The 21,547-nt window shown below is 41.4% G+C and carries 20 protein-coding genes; 12 read left to right on the forward strand and 8 right to left on the reverse strand.

Features of this window, described 5'->3' with window-relative positions; all coding sequences use genetic code 11:
• Window positions 1-43: 43 nt before the first annotated feature.
• Both ACUXV0_RS11640 and ACUXV0_RS11645 read right to left on the reverse strand, forming a co-directional pair.
• Complete coding sequence (locus ACUXV0_RS11640) at window positions 44-1,468, reverse strand: RagB/SusD family nutrient uptake outer membrane protein (protein WP_446189725.1); 1,425 nt, start codon at window positions 1,466-1,468, stop codon at window positions 44-46.
• Between the two features lie 21 nt (window positions 1,469-1,489).
• Window positions 1,490-4,603 carry a SusC/RagA family TonB-linked outer membrane protein gene (locus tag ACUXV0_RS11645; protein WP_446189726.1) on the reverse strand — a complete coding sequence of 1,038 codons (3,114 nt, stop codon included), beginning with the start codon at window positions 4,601-4,603 and terminating at the stop codon, window positions 1,490-1,492.
• Window positions 4,604-4,945: 342 nt separating this feature from the next.
• On the opposite strand from ACUXV0_RS11645, the gene ACUXV0_RS11650 reads away from it, so the two are divergent.
• Window positions 4,946-5,965 (forward strand): LacI family DNA-binding transcriptional regulator, encoded by a 1,020-nt coding sequence (locus ACUXV0_RS11650; protein WP_446189727.1) that lies wholly within the window; start codon window positions 4,946-4,948, stop codon window positions 5,963-5,965.
• 1 nt (window position 5,966) lies between these two features.
• Here the strand turns inward: ACUXV0_RS11650 and ACUXV0_RS11655 are convergent, their stop codons facing one another.
• Window positions 5,967-7,634 carry a PQQ-dependent sugar dehydrogenase gene (locus ACUXV0_RS11655; RefSeq protein WP_446189728.1) on the reverse strand — a complete coding sequence of 556 codons (1,668 nt, stop codon included), beginning with the start codon at window positions 7,632-7,634 and terminating at the stop codon, window positions 5,967-5,969.
• Between the two features lie 87 nt (window positions 7,635-7,721).
• Window positions 7,722-8,537 carry an N-acetylmuramoyl-L-alanine amidase gene (locus tag ACUXV0_RS11660; RefSeq protein WP_446189729.1) on the reverse strand — a complete coding sequence of 272 codons (816 nt, stop codon included), beginning with the start codon at window positions 8,535-8,537 and terminating at the stop codon, window positions 7,722-7,724.
• Between the two features lie 254 nt (window positions 8,538-8,791).
• Between ACUXV0_RS11660 and ACUXV0_RS11665 the strand changes: the two genes are divergently transcribed.
• The 8 genes from ACUXV0_RS11665 (at window position 8,792) to ACUXV0_RS11700 (ending at window position 15,473) form a co-directional block, all read left to right on the forward strand.
• The gene (locus ACUXV0_RS11665; RefSeq protein ID WP_446189730.1) at window positions 8,792-9,865 is read left to right on the forward strand and encodes a hypothetical protein; all 1,074 of its coding nucleotides are present in this window, start codon (window positions 8,792-8,794) and stop codon (window positions 9,863-9,865) included.
• 171 nt (window positions 9,866-10,036) lie between these two features.
• Window positions 10,037-10,924, forward strand: a complete 888-nt coding sequence (locus tag ACUXV0_RS11670) for a sugar phosphate isomerase/epimerase family protein (protein ID WP_446189731.1) — start codon at window positions 10,037-10,039, stop codon at window positions 10,922-10,924.
• A gap of 72 nt (window positions 10,925-10,996) precedes the next feature.
• Window positions 10,997-11,419: a very short patch repair endonuclease gene (locus ACUXV0_RS11675; protein WP_446189732.1), complete on the forward strand. Its 423-nt coding sequence runs from the start codon at window positions 10,997-10,999 to the stop codon at window positions 11,417-11,419.
• A 77-nt stretch (window positions 11,420-11,496) separates the two neighbouring features.
• Window positions 11,497-11,706, forward strand: coding sequence for a helix-turn-helix domain-containing protein (locus ACUXV0_RS11680; RefSeq protein ID WP_446189733.1), 210 nt, complete (start codon window positions 11,497-11,499; stop codon window positions 11,704-11,706).
• 11 nt (window positions 11,707-11,717) lie between these two features.
• Window positions 11,718-12,923: a DNA cytosine methyltransferase gene (locus ACUXV0_RS11685; protein ID WP_446189734.1), complete on the forward strand. Its 1,206-nt coding sequence runs from the start codon at window positions 11,718-11,720 to the stop codon at window positions 12,921-12,923.
• 4 nt (window positions 12,924-12,927) lie between these two features.
• On the forward strand, window positions 12,928-13,986 hold the full coding sequence (locus ACUXV0_RS11690) for a hypothetical protein (protein WP_446189735.1): 1,059 nt from the start codon (window positions 12,928-12,930) through the stop codon (window positions 13,984-13,986).
• Window positions 13,983-15,062, forward strand: coding sequence for an HpaII family restriction endonuclease (locus tag ACUXV0_RS11695; protein WP_446189736.1), 1,080 nt, complete (start codon window positions 13,983-13,985; stop codon window positions 15,060-15,062). The genes ACUXV0_RS11690 and ACUXV0_RS11695 overlap by 4 nt, the downstream gene beginning before the upstream one ends.
• A gap of 48 nt (window positions 15,063-15,110) precedes the next feature.
• Window positions 15,111-15,473, forward strand: a complete 363-nt coding sequence (locus tag ACUXV0_RS11700) for a hypothetical protein (protein WP_446189737.1) — start codon at window positions 15,111-15,113, stop codon at window positions 15,471-15,473.
• A 311-nt stretch (window positions 15,474-15,784) separates the two neighbouring features.
• Here ACUXV0_RS11700 and ACUXV0_RS11705 read toward each other — a convergent pair whose 3' ends face one another.
• On the reverse strand, window positions 15,785-16,231 hold the full coding sequence (locus ACUXV0_RS11705; protein ID WP_446189738.1) for a YybH family protein: 447 nt from the start codon (window positions 16,229-16,231) through the stop codon (window positions 15,785-15,787).
• A 177-nt stretch (window positions 16,232-16,408) separates the two neighbouring features.
• On the opposite strand from ACUXV0_RS11705, the gene ACUXV0_RS11710 reads away from it, so the two are divergent.
• The 3 genes from ACUXV0_RS11710 to ACUXV0_RS11720 are packed head-to-tail and all read left to right on the forward strand — an operon-like array spanning window position 16,409 to window position 18,685.
• Window positions 16,409-17,245, forward strand: coding sequence for a 2OG-Fe(II) oxygenase (locus tag ACUXV0_RS11710; RefSeq protein ID WP_446189739.1), 837 nt, complete (start codon window positions 16,409-16,411; stop codon window positions 17,243-17,245).
• 17 nt (window positions 17,246-17,262) lie between these two features.
• A complete protein-coding gene (locus tag ACUXV0_RS11715; RefSeq protein ID WP_446189740.1) occupies window positions 17,263-18,342 on the forward strand; it encodes a glycosyltransferase WbsX family protein in 1,080 nt (359 codons plus the stop codon).
• Between the two features lie 4 nt (window positions 18,343-18,346).
• Entirely contained in the window at window positions 18,347-18,685 is a 339-nt protein-coding gene (locus tag ACUXV0_RS11720) for a zinc ribbon domain-containing protein YjdM (RefSeq protein ID WP_446189741.1), read from the forward strand.
• Between the two features lie 69 nt (window positions 18,686-18,754).
• On the opposite strand, the gene ACUXV0_RS11725 is transcribed toward ACUXV0_RS11720, so the two are convergent.
• From ACUXV0_RS11725 to ACUXV0_RS11735, 3 genes are all read right to left on the reverse strand, one after another.
• Window positions 18,755-19,864: an acyltransferase family protein gene (locus ACUXV0_RS11725; protein ID WP_446189742.1), complete on the reverse strand. Its 1,110-nt coding sequence runs from the start codon at window positions 19,862-19,864 to the stop codon at window positions 18,755-18,757.
• Window positions 19,865-19,977: 113 nt separating this feature from the next.
• The gene (locus tag ACUXV0_RS11730) at window positions 19,978-20,826 is read right to left on the reverse strand and encodes a LytR/AlgR family response regulator transcription factor (RefSeq protein ID WP_446189743.1); all 849 of its coding nucleotides are present in this window, start codon (window positions 20,824-20,826) and stop codon (window positions 19,978-19,980) included.
• A gap of 32 nt (window positions 20,827-20,858) precedes the next feature.
• A complete protein-coding gene (locus tag ACUXV0_RS11735) occupies window positions 20,859-21,545 on the reverse strand; it encodes a TVP38/TMEM64 family protein (protein ID WP_446189744.1) in 687 nt (228 codons plus the stop codon).
• Between the last annotated feature and the right edge of the window lie 2 nt (window positions 21,546-21,547).

Raw genomic sequence — 21,547 nt, forward strand, 5'->3', positions numbered from 1 at the left:
TTGTAAAGAATGAGGGGGAGCTATTCCCCCTCATTGATATTATTTAGTATCCTGCATTTTGAGTTAAAAGGCCCTGACTAAGGTTGATCTCTCTTTGCGGTATTGGTAATAAAAGATCACTTGAAGAGAAGCTATGTCCATTCGCAGCAGCAAAACTTGACAAAACGTTTTCTGCTTCATTGAACCTGATTAGATCAAAAAGTCTATGATTCTCAAAAGCGAGCTCTACTCTTCTTTCGTCTAATAATTCCTGCTTAGTCACAGAGCTTACAGCATCTGTCAACCCAGCTCTGTCTCTAACGGCCTGGAATGAAGCTAAAGCAGCAGCATCTGAAGTTTCATTGGCACCAGCCATTATAGCCTCTGTATGCATTAAGAGCACATCAGCATATCGTAAAACAATCCAGTCATTACCTGCCAGATTTGGGTTTGCTGATGTAGCAGCTATTCCCAGGTTTTCGTCGCCATCCGGCAAGTATTTTACTACTTGGTCAAACTGATTTTGAATTGCATCTTGTCGGTAAGAATACAGCGTTCTGTTACCGCCCATGGCATCTAAGGCTGCTTTTGCATCAGCAGTTACATAGTTAACTCCTGTAGTTCTACCTACAGCATTCAGCCACTCACCAGAGAAATTCTGGCTGTCTGAAGTAAGGTCTGGAGCATAGCCAATAGCAAAGATGACTTCCTTATTATTCTCATTATAGAAAACGTCTTTAAAGTCAGACTCTAATGAATAGCCAGAATTCATAACACTTTCCAGAAGACTTCTGGCATCTGAGTAATTGCCACGAGTCAAATGTACCTTAGCTAGTAAGGCCTGAGCTGCTGCTTTAGATGCTCGGGTTCGATAGGTGTTATTCAACCCTGCAACTGCGGTAGTTAAATCACTTACTATCAGATTATATACATTATCTGTGGACACTCGAGTGAACTGAGTCTCTGTATCAAGAGGAGAAACCGTTTTGTCTATTAATGGTATTTCTCCGTATAATCTAACCAGATTAAAATAAGCGTAGGCTCTTACGAATTTGGCTTCAGCCTCAAATGCTGCTTTAGTAGAAGCATCAGAAACCACCTCAAGATTTTCCAGAACTACATTGGCTCTGGCAATTACGTTATAAAAGCTAGAGTAGTAATCTGTTATGATACCATTATTCGGTGTAATGGTATAGCTCTCAAACTCGGCAGCTTCCCCCTCACTTGATTTCGTTTGGGTATTATCACTTCTCATTTCTGTAAGGTAGAACTCATACATTACTCCATGGTTATCACTGGTATTGGTAGAGTTTGTTCCTTGAATCCCGTCATACATATTGATGAGGGCGGCCTCTACTTCAGATGCATTCTGATAGAAGTTTCCTGAAGTAATACCTGAGGTAGGCTGAGGACTTAAGTAAGAGTCGCCGCATGAAGTCAGCAGTGCTCCTCCCACTATTAAGTATATGATTGATTTTATCTTTTTCATGATAGTTACTTAATGTTTTTATTAGAAGTTTACGCTAAGACCAACTGACTTAGTGCTGAAAATTGGAGAACCGCCTCTTTGGTAACCATAGTTGGTTGGGCTAGTTCTGTCGATAGACTCAGGGTTCCACCCAGTGTAGTCTGCTGCCGTTTTATACAGAAGATTCTGACCAGAAACGTAAACTCTTAAAGAATTGATCTTGGCTTTATCAAGTAGGCTTGCTGGTAATGTGTAACCAATATTTACATTTCTCAGGGCCACATAAGAAGCGTCTTGAATAATATCATCAGTAAAGATTTTCTGCTTGATGAAATCTGGGTTTGGCACATCACTAGTGACATCCATAGCACTGTTAAACTGGTTAAACATGTACTGATCTGCCATGTTTCTCACTTTGGCTCCATGAGAACCCTGGAACATGAATCCAAAGTCAAATGAACCCACTTTAAAGTCATTGCTCACACTCCAGATAAAGTCAGGGTACGGGTCTCCTAGTGAGGTCTTATCATCATCATTGATAACACCATCGCCATTCAGATCTTTCACATAAACGTCCTGAGCTTCTGCACCTACTGGGTGATAAGCGTTTTTCAGGTACTCTAAAGGAATATCTTTGTCTACCACCCACCCGTAGAAAGAAGAAATAGGCTGGCCTACCAGGTTAATCCATTCAGCAGCTCGCTTACTATCTACAGAGGTAATCTGACCATCTGAATCAGCGAAATCAAGAAGAGTATTTTTATTGGTAGTCGCTATAATAGTTGAGTTCCAGCTAAAGTTAGAGGTGTTTACATTACGTGTACGAAGCTCAAACTCCACACCCTCATTTTTCACTTTACCAAGATTTACTAACGCCGAGTTAAACCCTGTAGTTACAGAAACAGGGTTGTTCAGAAGTAGCTGATCACTGTTTCTTTGGTAATAATCAATGGAACCTGTCACTCTGTTATTAAACAAACCGAAGTCGATACCTGGATTGAACTCAATCAAACGTTCCCATTGCAGCTCAGAGTTTGCAATGTTGGCAGGATTAAACCCACCCACAATAGCACCGTCTACTATCGCCGTAGTAGCCGAAAGAAGGGCCAAAGATGGATAGTAATCTACAAGTATATTACCCGTACTCAGGTTTCCACCAGTACTTCTATCAGGGTCTACACTACCTGTGTTCAGGAAGTCATTACCTGTAATACCATAGCTGGCTCTAAGCTTTAAATTTGAGAATAATCTGCTTCCTTTTAAGAACTCCTCGTTGGCAATATTCCATCCAACCGAAACTGCCGGGAAGTTACCATACTTAAAGTCGCTTCCGAAAATGGAGCTCCCATCTCTTCTGAAGCTTGCAGAGGCAAGGTATTTATTATCATAAGCATAGTTTACTCTGGATACGTATGACATCCCAGTCTTTTTCCAATCAAAAGCATCTGCTCCTGAGATAGTAGTCGCGTTTGAAATATTTTTTACCAGGTCATTTGAGTAACCAGTACCCGTAATAGAAGAAGCAAAGAAGTTTCTGTTTTCACCTACAAAACCCAGAACTGCACTCACTTCACTTTTGCCAAAAGAGTTATTGTAGGAGAAGAAGTTATCCGAAATCAAGTATAGTTCGCTTTCATATCTCTCTTGCATAGATGTATTAGAAGCACCATTTCTATGAGATAATACTCCTTGCCATCTTGAACGACGGGTATCTTGGAAAGAAGAAGAAAACGTAGATCTGAAGCTGATGTGATCAGTCAATTTGTAATCTCCATAAATAGCACCAAAGATTTTAAACTTCTTATCGTAGCGTTCTCTTTCCAAAACCTTTGCAGCCGGGTTAGTATTTGACGTGTTTGAAATGTCTACTTCTACTCCGTCGCCATCAAGATTATAATTGTCAAAGTGTCTCTGCAGAGCATAATCTCCCACCTGCACATCAGGATATGTATTTCTATCAACATACTGAATAGTGTTTTCATCATGATAAACCGGCAACCAGTTGGTTTGTCTCAGGATATCGTGAGTAGACCCGTCAAACCTTCTTCTGTTGGTGTATGAAGGCGAAAGGTTAGCCCCAAATGATAGTTTTTTAGAAAGCTTGGTATCTACTTTTAGATTTAAAGCATACTTCGTGAAGTTATCTGTCAATAAAACCCCTTCATCATCAAGGTAATTGAACCCAACACTGAAATTGGTGTTTTTCTCCCCACCTCTGAAACTTAAAGCGTGGCTATTGATATTGCCTCCATCAAAGATCACGTCTTGCCATGATCTGTCTACACCTATTTGCTGCTTATAGCGTGTTTTTGCCGAAATTTCACCGGTAGCTGCTAACTCAGCAGCAGCCGTTTCAGCGATAGAAAAAGTATATGGCTCACTGTGTCTAGCTGCTTTCACACCAGTAAAAGCATTATAGCTGAAGCTTGGCTTCATGTTCGCACCAGATTTTGTGGTAATCATGATGATACCATTAGCACCCTTAGAACCATAAATAGAAGATGAAGCAGCATCTTTTAAAACCTCAAAAGATTCTACATCATTCATATTAAGTGATCCCAGAAAATCTGCACTCACAATCACACCATCTACGACTACTAAGGGCTGAGAATCGCCTGATAAAGACCCTACACCTCTTATAGTAATAGTAGGAGCAGCACCCGCTTCACCATCAGTAGCCTGAATATTTACACCGGACACCTGCCCTACCAAAGCATCATCTACTCTGGCCACAGCTATCTGATCAAGGTCTTCGTTAACTACTTTAGAAATAGAACCTGTAGAGTGGCTTTTTTTCATGGTTCCATAACCTATTACCACTACTTCTTCCAGATTGGTTTCATCAAAAGCCAGAGTTACATTAATGGTAGACTGATTACCTACGGCAATCTCCTGTGCTGAGTAACCTATAAAACTAAATACAAGTGTATTCTCATCTGTTACATTAAGAGTATACTTCCCGTTTACATCTGTAACGGTACCGTTAGAAGTTCCTTTTACCAGAACACTAACACCCGGAAGAGGCTCCTGACCATCTGATGAGGTCACCACTCCCGATACAGCTCGACCCTGTGCTATTGACTGAGTCGCAAGGCCAATAATAAGAGCAAGCACTCCTATTATTCTGCTTACATTTCGAATAGAGTTAAATTTCATAAACTTATTAAATTAAGGTTTAAGTATTTTGTGAGCAATCTGAGAATAATACAATTTAAATGGCCTGTTTATCATTGCTTGCCTTCTCGACTACAGAACTAAACTACCTGCTTAAATTGAATATGCAAGGGAAAAAATAGAATAAATCGGTGATTTTTTGACCCTTTTTGGCCGAAACGTTTCCGAGAACGTTTCCGGTAACGTTTTCATAAAAATCAAAGAAATATTAAAATTTTACACATTTTTCTTTTAGGTTTACAAAAAAGACAAAATCACAATGGTTTGATTTTTTCCGTCCTTGGAATTCCAGAAAATCAAATTCTAAGAAAAACACATTTTTAGATGAGATCTAAAGCCCCTACTATTAAAGATATCGCCCGGGAACTCGGTGTTTCTATCTCAACCGTATCCAGAGCATTACGTGGTATGCCCGAAATAAACCCGGAAACCAAAGACCGTATCGTCAAGTATGCTGAAGAAATAGACTACCAACCCAATATGGTGGCCACCAGCCTGGTAAAGCAAAACTCCCACCTGATAGGTGTTCTGGTACCAAACATGGACTTCTTCTTTTCTACTGCGGTGAAAGGTATTGATGAGGCCGCCATGGAAGCGGGTTATACGGTAGTAATTTCTCAATCAAACGAATCGTATGGTCGTGAGGTAGCCAATACCCAACGCCTGTTTAATTCACAAGTGGAGGGGTTAATCGTCTCCACCAGTAGTGAAACCCAACAGCTGGATCATTTCAGGAGAATACAAAACAAGTCTGTTCCTTTTGTAATTTTTGATCGTGATATTCCAGGCTTTAATGCTCCAAAGGTGCTTCTCAATAATGAAGAAGGAGGCTACCTGGCGACCAAACACCTTATCCAACAAGGCTGTCAAAAAATTGGCTTCCTGGGAGCACAGGAAAACCTTGCGATAAGTATTGGCCGCGAAGCGGGTTATAGAAGAGCTTTGGAAGAAGCCGGCATACCTTTTAAAAGCTCACTCATCATTAGAGGTGAGTTTGACAAAGATGATGCTTATATGAAAACCATGGAACTTTTGCGACAGCAGAATAGAGTTGATGGACTTTTTGCCGTTAGCGACAGGCTGGCCATTGGTGCATATATGGCCATCAAGGACAAAGGCTTAACAATGCCTGATGACATAGCACTAGTTGGTTTTAACGATGAACCCATTACCAGCTTACTCATGCCCTCTATAAGTAGTGTTTCTCAACCAGCCTTTGAAATGGGCAAAATGGCTGCAAGACTATTTATAGAACAGCTGAACTCCGATGAGGAGTTGGAGCACAAAATAGAGGTTTTCAAACCTGAACTAAAAATCAGGGATTCGTCAAATCGCGGACTATAGTTTACGGTACCACCTTATACACTTTACCATCGGGCTTGGTGTAAAAGTAGATTTCGCCTTCGGTGTCATTTCCCATGCGTAAGTCTGCTCTACCGGGGTTGCCGGTCAACTTGTTAAACGTAGTGATTTCACCATTTACCGCTATGTCAATTTCTTTGACTTCGGCACGGCTACCTTCCTTTATATCTGCCAGGTCTGAGATATACTGCTTGGTCTGTGAAATAGAAGTGAACAGATACTTTCCTTTAAGCCATGGGATGGCTGTGCCGGTATATTCTACCGCTGTAGAAATAGCCGCCATCTCATCGTGATCTATTTCTATTACTGGTTCTTTGTATTTATTAGGTAGTTCTTCCTCTGGAATGGCATAAACTTCATTGATATCGCCCAGCTCGTCTATTCTAAAGGCTCCTTCTCTGTAGGGCCAGCCAAAATCATATCCCGGTTTTACCAGATTAACAGACTCCAGCTGCTTCTGGCCTATATTGGTGACCAAAAACTGACCAGCCGTGGTCCAGATAAATCGATGTGGATTCCTAAAACCCAAAGCATAGGTTTCAGCAGCCCTACTTGTTCCTACAAAAGGGTTTGAGGCCGGAATACCATAGGCACCGTTTCGGCTATTCGTTCCTTTAGGGTCTATTCTGATCACACAGCCCCAAATACCTTTTTCATTATGCGGTACATTCGGGTAGCCCATTTCTACCGCAGCTCCGTCTCCTACAGAAACATACAAAAGACCATATTCTTCATCTCCCTTCTGAGCTTGAGGCTTGAAGGCTATCTCCTGTACACCATGCATTCCGGAGACCATATCAATTCTCAACATTTCTCTTGAACTGGCCATTACAGGAAAATTCTCATTCTTTATTTGCCATTCGCTCAGCACCCATTGAAGGGTGACATCAGTAGAGTCTTCAAGGGAAAAGTCTGCTCTGGCCGTTTTAGGTGCTTCTGTATGCGTGGTGTAGAAAGTCTTGTTGTCTGCAAAGTCTGGATGAAATGCAAAAGCCCCTAAGCCGGTGGCCAGCCCCGGCTTGTCAATAAAATGAGGCTTTTCTTTACGCAGGTCAAAGAAAAGCTCAGGCTCATGATCCTTTATTCTATAGATAAGGCCTCTTAAATCAGAAATATAGGTTTCGCCACTGACAGGGTGTGTCTTCATCAGGGCGATTCTGGTTAGCGGAGACTTGTCTGAAGAAGGCGGTATAGTGTACACATGCTGTATATTCAGCACCTTGTCTGTTTTCTGTATTTTCTCTGGTATGGGGTCTTTTATTGGCTCTCCATAACGGGAAGAAAGACTCGGCGGAGCTGGCTGCTCCAAAATATAAGCGAGAATATTTTCTCTTTCTTCTGCCTCTAAAAACTCAAAAGAGGGCATTTGAGTACCAAACTTCTTTTGAAGGTTTACGGCTCGGGAGTTTTTAGCTTCTATCACATCCTGTGCATTAGTGATCATCGCCATTAAATATTTCCGATCACTGATACTGCTTAATCCTCCCAACTGAGGCCCAATACCATCTACTCTGAAGTTATGACAGCTACCGCAATACTGTTCAAAGAGGATTTTACCTTTCGGTGCCTTGGGGGTTTCATTACTTTGCTGTGCAAAAGCAAAAAGGCTAGTGCTCAAGCCTGCACAAAGCAGGACAATTAACTTCTTCATCAATAGGTTTTTAAGAATGGTACCTTAAAAATGTTCGGAAAATTTGAAAAAGCCATCCTCTACTCCCCGAAGAAAAGATGAGCCAGCTTATTTCATAGACTCCTGCCAGAGGCTGTAGAAGACCTTCATGTCTGACTGGCTTAGGGAGTCTGCATCTTCTCGAGCAAGATATTTACGCTTTACGGTTTGTAGTACAGCCAAAGAGTCTCGGGTATCGTAACCGATCATTTTTAATGCAGGCAGAAGTTCAAAATATTCTGGAACCTCCACTCCACTAGTATCTGCGTACCAATTGCCAAATCCTTTTTCTGAAAGTGAGGCCCAGTCAAATAGTACATTCGGGTCATTTTTACGAGTAGGTGCTATATCTGCATGACCTATGAAATTGGCTTTGGGGATTTTATAGGCTTCTTTCAGATAAGCCAATAGCTTTTCTAATGATTCCATCTGCTCCGGCGTAAAAGCCTCAAATCCATTATTATCTATTTCAATGCCTACACTTGCCGAATTGACATCGGTGAGGCTGCCCCACTGTCCACGGCCGGCATGCCAGGCTCGCAGATAATCATTAAGCATATGATGAACGGTACCGTCTTTACAGATGACGTAATGTGCACTAACCTGAGTACGCGGTTTGGTAAATGTCTGTAAGGTTTGCTCACAGCTATGCTGTGCCGTATGATGAATAATGACATAATTGGGCTTACGCAAACTAAAATTGGTGGTACCCACCCATTCTCCCGGCTGCGGTACACTCAATGTATCGGTAAAATGGGTTTGGGAAATGAGTTTTGCATAAGTTTTGGCCTGCTGTTTATAGACTTTATTGGTGGCTTTATAGGCCTTGGGCTGGCAAGAAAGACTTAACAAACCTATACATATATATAAGGCGGTTCTTCTCATGGTTTTTATAAAATAATAGCTTGGAGTTCTAAATATACCACCAAAGTCACCTAATGCCGCATTAAGGATAGAGCGGCATGTCTGAGCCCGAAGTATGAGGGCGAGTAGCGAAAGCCTGACCCCGCTGCTGCGGGGGAATGCCCAAAAAGATATTCTGAGTATAATTCAACTAATTCACAATTTATTAACAACTCAATGGCAACCTGGGGGCGTTTTCCTGCATCTAACATATGAACGATTTAAAAATTACGACTATGAAAAGGTTAATGACAATGCTGATGATGCTGGTGGTAGGAGTGACGGCCGCGTCTGCACAGAGATACTACGATGACAGGCACTTCTACGATGAGGACTTTGACTGGCACTGGGATGTGCGTCTGCGTATCTCTGAAGGTGAGCAGAATGGCCTTTTAACCAGATGGGAAGCCAACCGCCTGTACAAGAAGCTGGAAAGAATAGAGGAGAAAGAGTACAGATATATGGCTGACGGCAACTACGACCGCTGGGAGCAGAATGACATCTGGGATGATGTAGTATGGCTAAACCGTCGTGTGGGTATAGAGCTGAGAGACTTCGATAGAAGATTCTACGGTTTCGGGAATATCTACGTAGGTTTTAACAGTTACCCGTTCTGGTACCACAGATGGTACGCCAATGGCTGGGACTTCTACAGATACGACAGACTAGGCTGGGGTAGCTGGAGATACGGATACGTGCCAAGATATTACGTGCCTCGCAATAATATCTACGTGCATAACCACATCCATAAAAACTATAATAATGTGAACAAAAACGGGAGCAGAAACTCTCGCTACGACAACCGTAATAACGGCAACGTGGTAAGAAGAGACCGCACCGATGTGAACAATAGAGTAGGAAATAACTCAGCCAGAAGAGGTAGCGTATACGCCAACCCAGGTAGCAGAAGCTACGAGTCTGCCAGAAGAGGCAGCTCCAGCACCAGCAGCCGCAGTTCACGTGAGTACAGCAAGCCTTCATCAAGAGCTACTGCACCAAAAGCTACCCGTAGCTATGGTAACAGCAGCAGCCGTAAGAGTAGCCCTGCCGTGAGGTCATCGGCTGGTAGCAGCAGGCCTGCACCAACTATGAGAAGCAGCAGCCCGAGCAGAAGCAAGCCTTCTGCCGTAAGGCCATCTGCCTCCAGAAGCAGCAGATCATCGTCTGCGGTGAGGTCTTCCTCGCCAAGTAGAAGCAGGTCTTCTGCCACAGTGAGATCTTCATCTCCTAGCAGAAGTAGCTCTGCCAGAAGCTCGGCAGGTAGCAGAAGTAGCTCTTCATCAAGAAGTAGCCGCAGCAGCAGAAACTAAGACTGAGTGAATATATGCGGAAAGCCTTCCTGAGAAATCGGGAGGGCTTTTTTGCGTTTGGGACTTTGGTCTCTGCTCAGTGGGTTTTGATCGAAAGTAGTTCTGAATAAACCGTAATAAGTGTATGTTTGGTGACTTTTACCCATTTTAGCAATAACCAATTTTAACCATATGAAATCTAAATTAAGCCTGGCCGCCGCTCTTCTAGCCCTAATGGTGGCTGCCTGTACCTCCTCAGAATCTGAAGAAAAAACAGTAGAGACCGGCCTCTATGATGCCGAGTTTGGTGTACAGGCCTATACATTCAGACATCAGTTTTCTGATAGCACCTGGACTACAGAAGCCATTCTGGACACCATAGTAGCCTTAGGGTTCACAGAATACGAAACTGGTGCCCCAAGGGGGATTGACCCTGAAACTTACAAGCAAATGTGTGCTGACCGCGGTCTTACCATCGTTTCTACAGGTGCGGGTTTTGAACAACTGGAAAACAACCCGATGGAAGTAGTAGAGCAAGCCAAAGCTCTGGGAGCAGACTTTATCATGTGTGCCTGGGTACCGCATAGTGAGGGTTTCCATTTTGAAGAGGCCAAAAAAGCCGTAGAGGTATTTAATGCCGCCGGCAAAGTGATTTCAGAAAACGGACTTACCTTCTGCTATCACCCGCATGGCTATGAGTTTGGCCCTAACCCTGAAGGCGAGGGTAACTTGCTGGATTATATCATTCAAAACACTGATGCCGAGCACGTGTCTTTTGAGCTGGATGTGCTTTGGGCCATGCATGGAGGCGGTAGTAATTCGCCTCAAGAGCTGCTGCAAAAATACGGCGACCGCTTTAAGCTAATGCACGTTAAAGACCTTAAAAAAGGAATAGTAGGAGATGGCACCGGCCTTACCCCTGCTGAAAATGACGTGGTGCTAGGCACAGGACAAGCCAACTGGCCCGAGATCTTGAAACTGGCCAAAGAGGTAGGTATCAAGCATTATTTCATAGAAGATGAAAGCGACCACGAGTTTGAGCATATTCCTAAAAGCTTAGACTACCTAAGAAGTCTGTAAAGACCTGATCATCATTAAAATATTGCAATCTCAAAGAGCCCCTTTTGGGGCTTTTTGGTTAGATTGGGGAAGATGGCAGACGTACATTCTCCTGAAGTAAGAAGTTATAACATGAGCCGCATAAAGGGGAAAGATACTAAACCCGAATTGCTGGTCAGGAGATTTCTGCATTCCAATGGATACAGATACGGACTACACAACAAAAAACTTCCCGGAAAACCTGATCTGGTTTTACGCAAATACAAAACAGTAATATTTGTTCATGGATGCTTCTGGCATGGGCATGAGGGCTGTAAATATTTCAAAATCCCACAAACACGAACTGAGTGGTGGAAAGCTAAAATAAACAGGAATAAGGAACTGGATAATCAAAACTCAACCCTTCTAAAAAGGAAAGGATGGCAAGTTCTTACAATTCATGAATGTGAATTGAAAAAGGACCTACAAGCCAAAACTCTGCAAAACCTTCTCGGCTACCTCCGAACAAATTGCTAACGTTTAGAGCAAAACGTCACTTATAGTCTGTTGACTAATAGTCTACAAAAAGGGTCTTTTACGGCCTAAATATTCCTATGACAATCCAAGAAAAAACAGGCTGTCGATTGAAAGAAATCAGACAGTCAAAATCCCTATCCCAAGAAGCATTAGGTTTTGAAGCTAACGTCCATAGAACCTACATCAATGATCTGGAAAATGGTCGTAGAAATGTTTCTGTCGGGGTATTAGAGCGAATTCTAATTGCTCTTGAAATATCATTCGAGGATTTTTTTAAAGGGGTTTAAAGCGTAAATAAATGTCCAAAGCATATTCAGAAGTCAAAACTGAACTTAATATTGATGTTAAATCGAGTAATAATCAGAGCTTAGCTGAACTAACTCATTTTTTACAAAATGAAGATTCAGCATATCTAAAAAATAGCTTCTGGGAAACACAAGAGGCTAACTTACTTCATGAAAAAGCCTCCCAGTATGGCTTACCCCTAAACTGGGATATCCCCTTCCCTCCCCCCTTATCGCCAAAATTCAAATTTATTGATTTGTTCGCTGGCATAGGAGGATTTAGGATTGCAATGCAAAAGCTTGGTGGAAAGTGCGTATTTACTAGTGAATGGGACGAAAAGGCGAAGAAGACATATGAGGCAAATTTCGGCGAGGTGCCATTTGGGGATATAACTAAGGAAGAGACAAAATCATATATACCTGATGACTTCGACGTGCTTTGTGCAGGCTTTCCTTGTCAAGCTTTCTCAATTGCTGGCAAAAGAGGTGGTTTTGAGGACACTCGAGGAACACTTTTCTTTGATGTTGCTGAAATAATCAAACGAAAAAAGCCAAAGGCAATTTTCTTAGAAAATGTCAAGGGCCTAAGAAACCATGACAAGGGCAAAACCTTGCGTACTATTTTAAATGTATTGAGAAATGATCTAGAATATTACGTACCTGAACCTGAAATAATTAATGCAAAAGACTTTGGTGTCCCACAAAATAGAGAGAGAATCTTTATAGTAGGTTTTAGAAAGGATATGGGAGTAGATTCATTCGAATATCCAAAGCCATTGAATAAAACTATTGTCTTTGAAGATATAAGGGAAGAAGAGGTTGTCTCCGCAAAGTATTACCTGTCAACCCAATACCTTAAAACACTTCGAGAACATAAAGCTAGACATGCAGGAAAAGGAAATGGTTTTGGTTATGAAATTATCCCTAATGATGGAATAGCGAATGCTGTTGTCTGTGGTGGAATGGGACGGGAACGTAACCTAATAAATGATGATAGGCTTGAAGATTTCACTCCTGTTACAAAGATAAAAGGTGTTGTAAACAGAGAAGGTATTAGAAAAATGACTCCGAGGGAATGGGCAAGGTTGCAAGGCTTCCCTGATGAATTTATAATTCCCGTAGCAGATGCCTCGGCCTACAAACAATTTGGTAATTCTGTCGCAGTTCCTGCGATTCATGCTACTTCAAATGAAATTTTGAAAATATTGAACCTCTTGTAAAATTATGGGCTTTCACATATGCATCACTAACGAAAAAGCACTTTCTATCTCCTTAGAGAAAGGAATTTATGGAAATGTTGGAAACAGTCAGGAAAGTAGAAAAACCATATGGGGTAAAATCAAGGACTTATATGCAGTAAAACCTGGTGATCTAATCATACTTTATGAAAAACATCCTTTGTCACGCTTTCATGGCATATATGAAGTTACAACATTGCCTTATATATGTATGGATAATATTTTTGAAGACGATGAAGAGTTTTACCCTTTTCGATTCAACTTTAAAATAAAATACTACTTCCCCAACACTATTCCTGCTTTTGAGTTTTATGCTCTCATCGAAGCTGGTAAAGTCGACTCTTTAATAAGTCTTTCCAGGGATATTAATTCCTCATACCGAGGTATAAGACAACTATTTGAATCAGAATTTCAGGAGGTTCTACATTTATTTTATAAATACAACCCAAAGTCAATTCCTTCCAAATTTGATCAAATTCAAGTTAAAGACTTGGATTTCAAAAAAATCGAAGCCGCCAAATTCAATGCAGAAAACATTGAAGCTTATACTAATCCAACTCAAATAACCTTTAATCAAATTCCAGTCGAAAGTGGACATGCAATTTTAGAAGATGTCTTGCACGCTTATATAGTCTACAATGTCTTAAATGATTCCAATGATGTTAGAGAAACACTTGGGTTACTAAATTTCAATGAATTGATTCTAGAGGCTCCAGTATTTAAGTCAATGCAGTTTAGAAGCGACATTCTGGCAACATTCAAACACGAAGAAAGAGTTTACTACTACTCATTTTTTGAGTTAAAGCGGAATGCCAAAATCGGAATTAATGAAATAGCTCAATTAATAGGTTACCTAAAATCTTTTGCTGCCAGTAAATCCCTACCTGTGAATAGCTATGAAGGTGTATATATTTCAACAAGGTATAGCCGCGAACTTATAGATTATTTGACTAAGAGAAAGAAGGTTGAGAAGGAGAATATAATAAGTCTATTTAGTTACAGTGTTGATGATAAAGGAAATGTAACCTTAGAACGACAGATATGATAACAGGAAATAAGGGAGAATGGAGTGAAATATACACGCTCTTAAAAATCATAGCTGACAAAAAACTGTTTGCGGGTGACAGCAACCTTCAAAAGATTGAAACTTTGATATTTCCAATTATCAAAATTCTTCGCGAGGAATCAGGAGGTAACTATGAATTTTCATATGACAGTGATTTAGTTGTTGTTAAAAGTACAGAGGAAGAATACAGAATACCAATCACAAAATTTCAAAGTAACGCGATTCTTCTACTTTCAAAGCTTCAAGAAACAACCTCTTCAGCTTTTTCTATTCCTGAAATTGAAAACTTCATCAACTCATTTAATTGTACTACGCTTAAAGCAAAATCTTCGGTAAAAAGTGATATTAAAATAATAATCCATGATCAGCGAACTGGATCAACCCCTGAACTTGGTTTTAGTATCAAGTCTCGTATTGGAAGTGCTTCAACTCTTTTAAACGCTGGAAGAACAACCAATTTTATTTTTGAAATTGAGAACGTAGAGCTAACAAATGATCAAATTGAAGAAATCAATAGCATTGACTCTCGAAGTAAAATCAAAGACAGAATTGAGAAGATAGAGGAATCCTCTGGAGAATTAAGCTTTAGAAGAACCGAAAATGCAATTTTTGGCAACAATCTTACTTTGATTGATAGTTCTTTGCCCAAAATCTTAGCTGAAATAGTTTACCTTTTTTTTACGACTGGTCATTCGAAGGTGGGAGATCTAGTACATGATATATCAATTAGTAACCCTTTGAACTATGATACGGAAACCAATCACCCTTTTTATGAGTACAAAATTAAACGCTTTCTAACTGATATAGCATTAGGTATGATGCCTTCTAAAGTATGGACTGGAAAGATGGATGCCACAGGAGGATATTTAGTTGTAAAGGAGGATGGAGATATTTTGTGTTATCACATTTATAATCGGAATGAATTTGAAGATTACCTTCTTCACAACACTAAACTTGAAACAGCAAGTAGTACAAGGCACAATTTTGGATTTGTTCTGAAAGAAAATATGACAACATACATTAAACTCAATCTGCAAATTAGGTTTCTAAAATAGCTAATTAAATCCCCGTACCCGATCCAGAACTTTTGAAGTATCATAATAATGAGCGTTTCAAATCCTAATCTCAAATTTGAATACCTCTACCTAGATGGAGCAAATTGGAAAACTTGGGGAGAGATTGTTATTGACAATCGAAACTCCTTAAGTGTAGAGGAGGCAACTCAAAAAATCAGATCCCTCTTAATTGATGGTGAATTTTTTAATCCTGATCATTGCGGAATAAAGCGTTTCCAAAACTTGTCCTTTGACCCTTCGATTGACCACGAATGGTACGAATTTCATCAACTTATTGAAACCGAAGAAAAGAGTAATTCAGCTATTTCATTTGACCAACTTCTAAAAAACTTTTCCTCCAATCTGCCACAAAGACTCCAAGACTCCAAGTATCCCAAAGAGCCTTTGTGAAACTTCGTGACTTTGTGCCTTCGTGGCGAATAACACACCAAGCACTCACGAACTATGGCCCGTCACCAGCAGCCATTTTCCTTTGATCTTTTTAGCAAGTCCTGATAAATAGCAACGGCGGTTTACCTGTTTATCTTCATACTCCAGATTAAAACGGCCAGTAACGAAATAGACTTTATGGCTCGCCTTCTGCGTCGTTATCTGATCAAAGTGCATCGGAAGTTCGGAGCCACAAAGACTCCAAGACTCCAAGTACCACGAAGAGCCTTTGTGAAACTTCGTGACTTCGAGGCAAAAAACACACCAAGCCCTTACGAACTATGATCCGTCACCAGCAGCCATTTTCCTTTGATTTTTTTGGCAAGTCCTGAAAAGTAGCCACGACGGGTTTCCTGTATATCTTCATACTCCAGATTAAAACGACCGGTGACGAAATAGACTTTATTGCTTACCTTCTGCATCGTTATCTGATCAAAATGCAGCTGCCCCATATTATCGTCGTTATAGTATTTTTTATAGTTGGCCAGAATCTGGTCTACCCCATAAGTGACGCCCGACCGCCCAATCGTCATCGTCTTGGGATTGTCTTCGTAGGCTGCGTTGACATAGCACTCCAGATCATGGGCATTCCAGCAGGTTTCCTGAGCTTTAAAATTCTCCAGAATGCCCTGCTCTGCCTTTGACTGAGCTATTGCGGCAGCTCCGGAAACTGAGAGTAGTATCACTGACAAAATGCTTCGTATAAACTTCTTCTTCATCTCTGTTTTTGGTTTTTTATGGAATGATAATCGTCATCGCCCTTTATGGCTCCATTGATTTCAGAATGCTATGATCTTCATCAGAAAGGGCCGATTGGGGCGATATTGACCCACAAAATATAAACAAATAATACTTACCTTTGGGCAAATTTTGTAACGAATACTACCTCTTTTTCAATGAAGCTATACTTTGATAATGCGAGGCTTGATGAGCTGGCCTCAAAATATGCTGACGAGTACAAGAAGAATGATCCTTTTCCGCATGTAGTCATTGATAATTTCATGGACCCTGAGGCTCTGGAGAAAATCCTTGAGGAGTTTCCGAAGCCCGGTCAAAAAGTGTGGCACGATTACAAAAATGATTTTGAGAAAAAACAAGAACTGAATGGCGAAGGCCGCGTGGGTGAGTTCACGCAGCACATTTTGTATCAGTTTAACTCTGCTCCCTTCCTGGTATTTCTGGAAAAACTAACCGGTATAGAGCACCTGATTCCTGACCCTTATTATTATGGTGGTGGTCTTCACCAGCTGAATGGCAAAGGAAAACTGGGCGTACACGCAGACTACAGCAAGCACGTGAAATGGCCACTGGATCGACGTGTAAATGCCATTTTATACCTCAATAAAGACTGGAAAGAAGAGTATAACGGTCACCTGGAGCTTTGGGATACCGAGATGACAGAATGCAAAAAGCGTGTCAGCCCGATTTTCAACAGGCTTCTGGTATTTAACGTAACCGATTTCAATATGCACGGGGTGCCCGATGAGGTGCTTTGCCCTGAGGGCATGAGCCGTAAATCGCTGGCATTTTTCTATTTTACCAATGGCCGCCCGGCAGAAGAAATAGACCCGAACAAAAAGCTCCACGTGAAGTTTACCACTCGCCCGGGCGATGCACCGGCAGAGCAGGATAAAAAGAACGTGATCGGCTACGAAGCCAACCCACTGAAGAGACTCATCAAACAGGTGACACCACCGATCATTTTTGATGCCTTCAGAAGTATTAAAAAGTAAATAAGAGCACCTCTCCTATGCAGGATAAAAAGCTACGTGGATTAGCTGTCATATTACCGCAGTTTCACCCCATTCCTGAGAATGATAAATGGTGGGGCAAAGGTTTCACAGAGTGGACAAACGTTACCAAAGCTCAGCCAAGATATTCAGGGCACTATCAGCCGCATTTACCCGCTGATCTTGGGTATTACGACCTCCGCCTGGAGCAGTCTCGCGAAGAGCAAGCAAAGCTGGCAGAAGAGCACAGCATCTATGGTTTTTGTATTCACCATTACTGGTTTAATGGCAAACAACTGCTGGAGACTCCGGTAAACGAAATGCTGAGACTGGGCAAGCCTGATTTTCCGTTTATGCTCTGCTGGGCCAATGAAAACTGGACCCGCCGCTGGGATGGTCTGGACCAGGAAGTGCTCATGAAGCAGGACTATTCTCCCGAAGATCACCGTGCTCATGCAAAATACCTTTGCGAAACTGTATTTAAAGACAAAAGATACATCACCGTAGACGGTAAACCTTTCTTTTTGTTTTTCAATACACACATTATTCCTGACCTGAAGGAGAGCATTGAAATCTGGAGAGACGAGGTCAAAAAACATGGTTTCCCCGATATTTATCTGGCAGGCGTAAAAACTTACCAAGACGCCATTAAAGACCCTGAAGGTGTCGGTTTTGATGCGGTTATAGAATGGCAACCAGACTGGGGAAATCTGAATATAAACCCCAATTTCTGGCAGAGAATCAAGCAAAAGCTTGGCCTGAAGATCTCTTACTTTAAAGATGATTATGCCGCCGTAGCGGAGCGAATGCTGGCCAAAAAAGACCCGGATACCAAGCATTATCACTGTATCATGCCGGCTTGGGATAACTGTGCCCGCAAGAAGCAACGTGCCTTTGTAATAGACGGCTCTACGCCGGCCTTGTATAAAAACTGGCTGCAGCGATTATGTGATAAGTTTACACCACCTTCAGAGGAGGAAAACTTCGTCTTTATCAATGCCATGAACGAGTGGGCTGAAGGAAACCACCTGGAGCCAGACCGTAAGTGGGGAAGACAATACCTGGAAGCCACTAAAGAGGTCTTTGACCAATTTAAATAATCACATGAGCGAATTCCCGCCTTGCCCAAAGTGCCAATCTGAATTCACTTACCCAATGGACAGCCTTATGGTCTGCCCAGAGTGTTTTCATGAATGGAACCCGGATATGCCCACTGAGGAAGAACTGGCCTCTCGTATTTTGGATGCCAATGGCAATGAACTCAAGGATGGCGACGCTGTAGTAGTGATCAAAGACCTGCCGGTCAAAGGTGCCCCAAAACCTGTTAAGGCGGGCACAAAAGTCAAAAACATTCGCCTGACTGATGGCGACCATAACATCGACTGTAAGATTGACGGTTTTGGACAGATGGCTCTTAAATCGGAGTTTGTGAGGAAGGCTTGAATGGCTTTCGGCCATCAGCAATCGGCTGTCTGCTGTATTATTTAGGCGGATGCCCAAACACAATCAATCTTATCTGACACCAAAAAACAAGCGGGTGAGTTTGAAGCGTTTGATGATAAACTCATAAAGTGACCAACAGATTAGGAAGCAAGTCGCACTGATAAAGCTAAATTTTGCCCAAAAGCCCCAGTCTGTATCCATCACCAGCCAGGCGAGTAGAATGATGACCGTTTGATGGAGAATATAAAATGGATAAACAGCCCTGTTCCAATACGCCACAGCCTTACTTTTAATATTGAGAAACTTTGCCGCCAGAGCAAACCAAAATAACAACCAAGACCATACGTTTCCCTGATTTACAAATGCCTCAATAATATGCCTGGGCCAGCCATCTTCATATGTTCTGATATACAAAAACAAGGCATAGCAGATGATTCCGCAAATCAAAAAGCCCCAAAGGCCCTTTTGCAAAGCATTCAAAAAAGAAGGGTAAGACTGAATGAGTAAAAGGCCATAGAAAAACAAAATGGCATTATACGGCAGGTAGTACCAATCATCAATTAAGGCATGCGTAACCGGGAAAAACGGATCTACGAAAACCTCCATAAATACCAGAGGTAAGACAAAGAAGTAGATTTTTATGGGACTGCTCACCAGCCTTCGGATAAACTTCATAAAACCACTTTCCTGTCTCTTTATAAACCAGACAAAGACGGGTAAAAGCACTAAAGAAAATATCAATATATAGGGCAAAAACCAGAGATGATGCCAACTGAAATTGCCTTCTGGGTATGCTCCATTGATAAAGAGCTTTGATGGCCAAAAATCAAGATAAGTGCCAGAGAATTCCTCCTGCACTATTCGCTCTACATAGATCTGTGGAGGCACTACCACCAACATCCCGAAAACCAGAGGTGTTAACAGTATTTTGAGTCGCTCAAATACAAAATTGCCTGTTGTTCTTTTCCGAAGAGAAAAGGCTACACCCATTCCTGAAATGATAAAGAGAAGTGGCATTCTCCAGCGATTCATAAATAGCATTGATCCCTCCAGCCATTCATAAACTATTGGGTTTTTGATATGCCACCCCCAAGGCACAAAAAACATTCCCGTGTGATAAAAAATCAAAAGTGCAAAGGCCAGTATTCTCAGCCAATCGATATCATAGCGTCTTTCCATGAATCAAATATGAGACATGAAGAACGTTGGAATCACATGCCTGTGATCAGCTGCAGGGTTTTGTGATCAACTGCAAAGAAATGACGTAGCTCACAAGCCGTTTGTGATGAACATCAAACAGTCATTTTCTGATCAAATACCTCAAGGTAGGTTCTGGAGACTGGTACCGTTTCCGCTGTTCCCTTTATTCTCAGCTTATAACCCTGAGCATTCCCGGTCACCGATTCTATTTTGGTTAAATTCACCAGATAAGACCTGTGAACCCTAAGTATATTCTGACTTTCTTTTAGAAGATCTTCCAAGCCGCTTAATGTCATTCTTTTGAGAACTTCCTGACCACCTTGGCTGTAAATTTTGAGATAATTACCATCTGCATTGACATACAGCAAATCACCCAAATGCAGCTCAAAAGATTCTGAAGTCAAAGGTGTTTTTATGAACACCTTATTGACATTGACATTCTCCTCCTTCTTTATAGAAATGGCCTCAGCACGTTCCTGGTTTTTAAGAAGTTGTAAGTTTAAATTAATGAAGATAACCGGTATGACGATCAACATTCCCCCCATCAGCGTGTTTAGCACCTCCTCCTGCAAATAATGCCATGACCAGTTGTTCGGATTATCATATATAATATCTCGAATAAGAAAATCAATTAGCCCAACCTGAAGTAAGATTATAACGAAAAGGATCAGCTCCTTTTTCAGCGTCCATCTATCAGTCATCCGTGGAAAAAGCTTTAAGATAAAAGCGATGTAAAGAATAACTATAACGGGAATCGCCGAATGAATGAGTTCGGTTACAAAGGCCCCATACTTTAGTTCCGGATGGTAAACATCAAAAGGCTGAATCACCGAATTATAAAACTGAGCCAGCAGGTAAATCACCAGAATAATCTGCCACAGCTTTATGCCTTCAAAATAAAAGCTGTAGGGCTGATTCAGAAATTTACGGATAAGGTTCATTTTAAAAGATCTGAAACAAACATCGGCATTCACTAATCAGTTACTCGCTGCACTGCTTTATTGATCACGTAGATGAGACCAAACGCAGAAACCAGAATAAGTGCAATGACGATAATTTGTTGGGTATTATCTCTATTAGGGTCTTCCAGTAGCCTTCTGATTTCTTTAGCTTGCGTACCTGCCCAAACAGACATCACGGTTCTTGGTATCATGCCCAGAAATCCACCTAACAAGATATTTCTCAGCTTAGCTCCTGATAGGGTAAAAAGGAAATTGGTAAACGTAAAGGGTAAAACCGGTGAGAGCTTCGCCAAACCAATAATCTTCAGCTCATCTTTTTTAATACTTTTCATGAGCTTTGCAGCTTTGGGATTATCCTCCAGAAAGCCGATAAAACGCCTATGATCCAGTCGTTTTACTATGATATTGATCAAATAAATGGCCAGTAGATTGATCACGAAAATGACTGGCAAGGTTTTCCAACCCCAGAAATAGCTCAGCACGAGTGCCACAAAAGTTGGTGGCGTCATGGCAAAAGCCTGAGTGAAAATTCCCGCCGCAGAAAAAGCAAGCCACTCACTGGTAGAGAAGGCGGTAAATGTTTCTTCATTCTGAACAAAATACACACTCAAAAACGAGGTAGCCACCAGCGGAACCACTATCAGCACCACCGAACTCAGCACCGGAATGCTCAGGTATTTTTGAAATGCCTTTTTCAATG

The sequence above is a fragment of the Jiulongibacter sp. NS-SX5 genome (assembly GCF_052828545.1).